The following is a 7,217-nucleotide window of genomic DNA, read 5'->3' on the forward strand; positions in this document are numbered from 1 at the left end:
GGATTGACTATCTGCCCAAGCAAGAAAATAGCGCCCACGGCCACCGAAAAGGGTCGCGCCGAGGCACGCCTGTATCAATGTCTGAATCGAGGATCCTGCTATGAATATCACCGTCGTTGGAAGCGGCTACGTCGGGCTGGTTACCGGCGCCTGTATAGCTGAGATGGGTAACACGGTCTATTGCGTGGACGTCGACAAGACCAAGATCGATAACCTGAAGCAGGGCATTCTGCCGATCTACGAGCCGGGCCTCGAAGAGATCGTTACCGATAATCATCAGTCCGGTCGTTTGCACTTCACCACCTCGCTGTCCGAGGCGGTCGAGCAGTCAGAGGTGTTCTTCATCGCGGTTGGCACGCCGCCCGGCGAGGATGGTTCCGCTGACCTGCGTTACGTGCTGGAGGTCGCCAACCAGATTGGCGACATGTTGACCGCCCCGGCAATCGTGGTGAACAAGTCGACGGTGCCGGTGGGAACAGCAGACCTGGTGCGTGCTGCGGTGTCCGAGCGCCTTGAGGCGCGTGGTGTCGATATCGAGTTCTCGGTCGTTTCCAATCCCGAATTCCTCAAGGAAGGTGCGGCAGTCAACGACTTCATGCACCCGGATCGTATTGTCATCGGTGCAGACAACGAGCACGCGCGTCAGGTGATGAGCGCGCTCTACGCACCCTTCATCCGCAATCGCCCGCGCACCATGTTCATGGGCATCCGCGATGCCGAGATGACCAAATACGCGGCCAACGCGATGCTGGCGACCAAGATCTCGTTCATGAACGAGATCGCCAGCCTTTGCGAGCGCCTCGACGTGGATGTCGAGAATGTGCGTCTGGGCATCGGTTCGGATGAGCGCATTGGCTACCACTTCATTTATGCCGGTTGTGGCTACGGCGGCTCCTGCTTCCCGAAAGACGTCAAGGCGCTGATCAACATCGCCCACCAGAACGACTTCGAGCCCAAGCTGCTGCAGGCGGTTGAATCGCGTAACGATCAGCAGAAACATTCGCTGTTCAACAAACTGTCCACTCACTTCAGTGGAGACCTGAGCGGGCGCACCTTCGCAGTCTGGGGCTTGGCGTTCAAACCTGGCACCGACGACATGCGCGAAGCGCCAAGCGTGGTGCTGATCAATAGCCTGATCAACGCCGGCGCCAAGGTACGCGCATACGATCCGGTCGCCCGTGAAACGGCACGCCGCGAGTTCCCGGAAAGCTGGTTCACCGACGGTCGCCTGCAGATTGTCGAGGGTCAATACGAAGCGGCGATCGATGCCGATGCGCTGTGCCTGGTTACCGAATGGAAGCCGTTCCGCCGTCCGGATTTCCGTGCGCTTAAAAAGCTGCTGAACACGCCGCTGATCATCGACGGGCGTAATCAGTACGACCGCGAGCAGGTCAAGCGTGAAGGCTTCAGCTATTACGGCATCGGCCGTCAGCCGGTCCAGGCCTGAGCGAGGGGCAGCGAGTGAGCGCCATCGATCAGTCCAGCATGCGCCGCGATTCATCCCCGATGCGGGAACGGCTAGCCGCGCTGCTGCAGGCAAGCATGCGCAGCAAGCTGCTGCGCAATATCCTGACCGTGGTGAGCGGAACCGCCGGTGCGCAGGCGATCACGCTGGCGTTCATGCCGGTGATCACGCGCATCTATGGGCCGGAAGCCTACGGGGTACTCGGCACCTTTCTCAGCGTCACGATGATGCTGATTCCAGTGGCGGCACTGACCTATCCCATCGCCATTGTGCTGCCCAAGCGCGATGGCGATGCGCGAGGTTTGGTGCGCCTGGCGTTGGCCACGGCGCTGGCGCTGGCGACAGTCGTCGGGCTGACGCTGTTGGTCTTCGGCGATCGGCTGGCTGCGGCGCTTGATATCGAGATCATTCAGCCGTATCTGATGCTCATCCCATTCGTCATGTTCTGTGGCGCGGCGCTGGAGATCTGTCAGCAGTGGTTGTTCCGCACCCAGCGTTTCCGTATCACGGCGAGCGTGGCGGTGGGGCACTCGCTGCTCTTCAATTCGATACGAACGGTGGCGGGTCTGGTCCAGTCATCTGCGCTGGTGTTGGTCTGCACCACCGCTCTGCAACAGGCGCTGCATGCCGCAATGCTGGGGCTGGCGATGCTGCGGGCCAAGCCTCATGCGGACAACCATGCGGACGAAGCCGAACAGGGCAACCCCGGCATGCTCGAACTGGCGCGCCGGCACAGCGATTTCCCCAGGTTTCGCGCGCCGGTCATGCTAATCAACGCCGTGTCGCAGCATTTGCCGACTTTGGTGCTTGCTGCGTACTTCGGGCCGGCGGCGGCTGGCTTCTTCGCCCTGTGCAAGCAGGCGCTGACAATGCCAACCAATCTGATCGGCAAGTCGGTGGCCGATGTCTATTACCCGCGCATCAGCCGTGCCATCCACGACCGCGAGCCGGTCGCGACGATGCTGCTGAAAGCGACCGCTGCGCTGGGTTTGGTCGGCCTGGTGCCGTTTTCGCTGGTGGCAGTGTTCGGCCCCTGGCTGTTCGCGCTGGTGTTCGGTGAGCAATGGCACGTGGCCGGTGAATACGCCCGTTGGCTGGCGCTGGCCGAATACGTGATTTTCGTCTCGCGCCCTTGCGTGGTGGCGGTCCCGGCGCTGTCGCTACAGGCCCGCTTCCTGTTGTTCGAGATCTTCAGCACCAGCTTGCGCGTGGTTTCACTGTTCGGCGGTGCGCTGTTGATCGGCAATGCGCTGGCCACGGTCCAAGCCTTCGCCGTCGCCAGCATCGTTATCTATTCGTTATTGATCGTGATCGTGCTGATTGCGTCGCGCAGGTGGTACGCGGCCCAGCAGAACGCCACGCATCCAGAAGAGAGTTTCGATTGATGAAGGTTTTACATTTGGTCGCGGGTGAATTGACCGGCGGCGCTGCCCGCGGTGCTTACTGGTTGCACCAGGGGTTGCGATCGCTGGGCGTCGACTCGCTCGTATACACCAACAGCCAGGAAACCCACGGTGACACCTCGGTGGTGTCGGTCAGTCGCAGCAAGAAAGACAAGATCATCAGCATCGCCAGAAGCCAGGCTGATCAGGCGTTCGCCAGCGTCTATCGCAAGCGTCAGTCCGGCATGTTCAGTGCCGGCATCATGGGCGCCGATTTTACCGATAGCGCCGAATGTCGTGGGGCGGATGTGGTGCACCTGCACTGGGTCAATGGCGGCTTCGTCGACATGAAACATCTCGCCAAGCTGCGCAAGCCGATCGTCTGGACCATGCGCGACATGTGGCCCATGACCGGTGGCTGCCATTACGCCATGGGCTGCGAAAAATTCACCACCGGTTGCGGCAGTTGCGATCAACTGGGCAGCAGTTCTGACAAGGACCTGTCGCGCTTCGTGCTCAACCGCAAGCGCAAGTACTTGCCTGCGTCGATGAAGATGATCGGCATCAGCGACTGGGTGTCCGAACAGGCCCGGCAGAGCCTGCTGTTCCGCGACTTCGACGTGCGCACCATCCACAACAACGTTGATGCCAGCGAGTTCTTCCCCCTGAATAAACAGCTAGCGCGGCAACTGCTTGGTATCGACACCGAGAAAAAGATCATCTTGACCGGCTGCACCAGCGCCAAGGACACCTACAAGGGTTTCGGCAAATACCTCGAGATGCTCAAGCACCTCGATCCGGCCAAGCACCACCTGTGCTTCTTCGGCAAGCTGGACCAGTCCATCGCCGATGGTTTGGGGTTCGACTACACCTCGTTCGGCTACCTGCATGACAGCATCTCGCTACGCCTGCTGTATTCGGCCGCGGATGTATTTATCGCACCGAGCCTGATGGAAGCGTTTGGCAAGACCCTGGCCGAAGCCATGGGCTGCGGAACGCCCGTGGTGTGCTTCGATGCAACCGGGCCGAAGGACATCGTGACGCACAAACATGACGGCTTTAAAGCCGAACCCTTCGACGCTCGGGGATTGGCCGAAGGCGTCGAGTGGGTCACCGGCGAGGCGGATTACTCACGGCTTGCGCTCAATGCCCGGGAAAAGATTCTGACCACCTTCGACAGCCCCGTTATCGCCCGGCAGTACCAGGCGCTGTACGAGGAAATGCTCGCATGAGCGGACCGTCTGTCCGCGCCGGGCAGGGCGGTAACGCCCCGTTAACGTCGCCGGCCAACTATCGACTCACTCAGCTGCACGACGGAGCGGGGCGCCTGGGCGCCGCTGACCTGTCTGTTCAGCATCGATCTAACACTCCTCTTGTCATCTGGAACCTACAGGTACTCTGAAATGGAAAAGAAACGCGCGCTGATCACCGGAATTACTGGCCAGGACGGTTCCTACCTTGCTGAGTTTCTGCTGGAAAAGGGCTACGAGGTGCATGGCATCAAACGCCGTGCCTCGTCGTTCAATACGCAGCGGGTCGACCACATCTATCAGGATCGCCAGGTTGAAAATCAGAATTTCGTCCTGCACTACGGCGATCTCACCGACTCATCGAACCTGACCCGCATCATTCAGGAAGTGCAGCCGGATGAGGTCTACAACCTCGGCGCGCAATCGCACGTTGCGGTCAGCTTCGAGTCGCCTGAATACACCGCCGATGTCGATGGCATGGGCGCCTTGCGCATCCTCGAAGCCATCCGTTTGCTCGGGCTGGAAAAGAAGACGCGCTTTTACCAGGCCTCGACGTCAGAACTCTACGGCCTGGTCCAGGAGATCCCGCAAAAGGAAACCACGCCCTTCTACCCGCGTTCGCCTTACGCGGTGGCCAAGCTCTACGCCTACTGGATCACGGTGAACTACCGCGAAGCCTATGGCATGTATGCCTGTAACGGCATCCTCTTCAACCATGAATCGCCGCGCCGTGGCGAAACCTTTGTGACCCGCAAGATCACCCGCGGCCTGGCCAACATCGCCCAAGGGCTTGAACGCTGCCTGAGCATGGGCAACCTCGATGCATTGCGTGATTGGGGGCATGCCAAGGATTACGTGCGCATGCAGTGGATGATGCTGCAGCAGGAGCAGGCCGAAGACTTCGTCATCGCCACAGGCGTGCAGTACTCGGTACGGGAATTCATCAAGTGGTCGGCCGCAGAATTGGGCGTCGAGCTGCGCTTCGAGGGTAGTGGCGTGGATGAACGCGCCATCGTTGCCGGCATCGAAGGGGACAAGGCGCCTGCGCTCAAGGTTGGCGACGTGGTGGTCCGCGTCGATCCACGCTACTTCCGGCCGGCGGAAGTGGAAACCCTGCTCGGTGACCCGAGCAATGCGAAGAACAAGCTGGGCTGGACGCCTGAGATCAGTGTGCAGGAAATGTGCGCCGAAATGGTTCGCGAGGACCTGAAGGTCGCTCAGCGCCACGCCCTGCTCAAAGAGCACGGCTTCGAAATTCCAGTGAGTGTGGAGAATTGAATATGAATCGTGACGCACGGGTTTTCGTTGCGGGGCATCGCGGCATGGTGGGTTCTGCAATCGTCCGCCGCTTGCAAGCGCTGGGCTACAGCAACCTCATCACGCGCGGTCGTGAAGATCTGGACTTGGTTGACCAGGCGGCAGTGAATGCCTTCTTTGCGGAAAACAAGATCGATCAGGTGTACATGGCCTCGGCCAAGGTTGGCGGCATCCACGCCAACAACACCTACCCGGCCGAGTTTATCTATCAGAACTTGATGGTTGAGGCGAACATCATTCACGCCGCTCACTGCAACGATGTGAACAAGCTGCTGTTCCTCGGCTCGTCCTGCATCTACCCGAAGTTCGCCGAGCAGCCAATGAAGGAAGAGGCGCTGGTAACCGGTGTGCTGGAACCGACCAACGAGCCGTACGCGGTCGCGAAAATTGCCGGTATCAAACTGTGCGAGAGCTACAACCGCCAGTACGGCCGTGACTACCGCAGCGTAATGCCGACCAACCTCTATGGCCCCAACGACAATTTCCATCCGGAGAACAGCCACGTTGTGCCAGCGCTGCTCAGGCGCTTCCACGAGGCGACGCAGCGTGGCGACAACGAGGTAGTGATCTGGGGCAGTGGCAAGCCCCAGCGTGAATTCCTCCATGTCGACGATATGGCCGCAGCCAGCGTGCACGTGATGGAGCTGGATGACGAGACCTATCAGGCGCATACCCAGCCGATGCTCTCGCATATCAATGTCGGCACGGGTGTGGACTGCAGTATCCGTGAACTGGCCGAAACCATCGCGCGGGTGACCGAATATCAGGGTGAGTTGAAATTCGACAGCAGCAAGCCGGATGGCACGCCGCGCAAGCTGATGGATGTTTCCCGCCTCAAGGCGTTGGGCTGGCAGTCGAGCATCAGCCTGGAAAACGGCCTGCGCGATGCCTATCGCTGGTTCGTGGAAAACCAGCATCAGGCACGCCACTGACCGAGTAGCGACTGCCCCGGATGGATCTGGCAGTAGCGGACCTTTCTGCCGCTGCTGTTGTCCATCCATGGCGCATGTGTCGCCGCCACAGTGGGCAGCCTCATTCTGGTCATCAGGGTGGGCCGCCCGGTTCTATGTTTCGCCACGTCAATCGGATACTGGAGATAGCGCTTGTTAAGGAAAGTTCTGGCGTACAAGAATCTGTTGTTCATCCTGTTACTGCTGAACTCGACCTGCTTCTTCCTGACGGATGACAAGCGAGCCGGGATCGCGTACTTCCAGGAGCTGTTCCTGGTGGCGGTGGTGGCGGCGACGGCCTGTCTGTTCGTCGCGTGGAAATGGGTCTACCAATCGAAGACCAGCCTGTGGATCATCTTCATGGGCTGCCTGCTGCCAGTGATCTCTGCGGTACTCGCCAACCTGAACTTCAGTCAGCCGCTGGCGTATGGCTTGCTGGAAGAACGCCGCTTCTTTCAGTATCTGGTGTTCTTCCCGATGCTGTTCTTGTTGATCAAGGCCTCGCCAACCCAGGAAGAGCTCGCGAAATACTTTCTCTATGTCGCGCTGTTCTGCGCGACGCTGGGCTTTGCCTACTACCTGGGGATCATTCCTCAGAATCAGGTTGCCTCCTTCACCGTCGATGACTGGACGCAATACGAGGATCTGCTGCGACCGAACCGCTTCCGGATCGGTTCGCCGTTCGTGACCATTGCCGCTTTCATGGTGATGTACAGCATGAAGGATCGCGTCACCCTCGGCCGGCTTGCGATCCTTCTTTATTTCGTCGCCTACCTGTGGCTGGTCATGCAGACGCGCCAGACCATGGTGGTCTGGGCGCTGGCCGGGGTGTGGATTTTCCGCAAGCGTATCG

General features: G+C 59.8%; 5 protein-coding genes and 1 pseudogene. All 6 read left to right on the forward strand.

Going from position 1 to position 7,217, the window contains the following annotated elements; all coding sequences use genetic code 11:
- The first annotated feature begins 100 nt into the window (after nucleotides 1-100).
- Complete coding sequence (locus PSTU_RS0117550; protein ID WP_019342321.1) at nucleotides 101-1,447, forward strand: UDP-glucose dehydrogenase family protein; 1,347 nt, start codon at nucleotides 101-103, stop codon at nucleotides 1,445-1,447.
- Between the two features lie 14 nt (nucleotides 1,448-1,461).
- Nucleotides 1,462-2,850: a lipopolysaccharide biosynthesis protein gene (locus PSTU_RS20970; RefSeq protein WP_019342322.1), complete on the forward strand. Its 1,389-nt coding sequence runs from the start codon at nucleotides 1,462-1,464 to the stop codon at nucleotides 2,848-2,850.
- A complete protein-coding gene (locus PSTU_RS0117560; RefSeq protein ID WP_019342323.1) occupies nucleotides 2,850-4,079 on the forward strand; it encodes a glycosyltransferase family 4 protein in 1,230 nt (409 codons plus the stop codon). Before PSTU_RS20970 ends, PSTU_RS0117560 begins: the two co-directional genes overlap by 1 nt.
- Before the next feature lie 171 nt (nucleotides 4,080-4,250).
- Complete coding sequence (gene gmd / locus PSTU_RS0117565) at nucleotides 4,251-5,375, forward strand: GDP-mannose 4,6-dehydratase (protein ID WP_019342324.1); 1,125 nt, start codon at nucleotides 4,251-4,253, stop codon at nucleotides 5,373-5,375.
- Nucleotides 5,376-5,377: 2 nt separating this feature from the next.
- Complete coding sequence (fcl, locus tag PSTU_RS0117570; RefSeq protein WP_019342325.1) at nucleotides 5,378-6,346, forward strand: GDP-L-fucose synthase; 969 nt, start codon at nucleotides 5,378-5,380, stop codon at nucleotides 6,344-6,346.
- Nucleotides 6,347-6,517: 171 nt separating this feature from the next.
- Nucleotides 6,518-7,217: pseudogene (locus PSTU_RS0117575) on the forward strand (hypothetical protein); the annotation flags it as partial.

The organism is Stutzerimonas stutzeri SDM-LAC, assembly GCF_000235745.1.
In the GTDB taxonomy this organism is placed as follows: Bacteria; Pseudomonadota; Gammaproteobacteria; order Pseudomonadales; family Pseudomonadaceae; genus Stutzerimonas; species Stutzerimonas stutzeri_H.